Raw genomic sequence first — 503 nt, forward strand, 5'->3', positions numbered from 1 at the left:
CTTCATTAAATAACACAACCGTATAACCGTTTTTGTCGCCGGTACTGTAGGCTGCTTTTATTGCTACTGAAAACACACTTTTTAACTCACCTTTAGCTAACTTGCTTTTTTTAGGCTCTATGCTTTTTAGTGACAGCTGAGCGCGTTGTTTTTTTACTCTTATAGTAAAGCGCTCATTACTCATTGAAGTAAATACTTCAGGGCAATAACCCAAATGGTCTATTAAAAAATTAGCGGCTGCTAAAGTACCATGTCCACAGCGTTTAATTTCACTCGCTTGATTAAACCAGCGAATTTTACAATGGCGTTTAGTTATCTCATTTTGATTTAAAAATACGGTAGCAGGGTAAGTTGATTGTGATGCAATATATTGCATTGTTTTTGATGTTAACCCCTTTTTATAAATAACAATTAAAGCACTTGAGCCTTTTAAGTTATGTGCAGGGCTATAAAAAACAGATTCGGTGGAAGTGAGCTCTATAAAGCGAAGCGTAAGCCATTTA

General features: G+C 35.6%; 1 protein-coding gene. It reads right to left on the minus strand.

Annotated features, from left to right (window positions below; all coding sequences use genetic code 11):
* Positions 1-503: PhzF family phenazine biosynthesis protein (locus GQR46_RS20520; protein WP_165742373.1), on the minus strand; the 503-nt coding region annotated here is incomplete at both ends.

Origin of the sequence: Pseudoalteromonas sp. Z1A6, from assembly GCF_011378745.1 — a bacterium.
Classification (GTDB): Bacteria; Pseudomonadota; Gammaproteobacteria; order Enterobacterales; family Alteromonadaceae; genus Pseudoalteromonas; species Pseudoalteromonas arctica.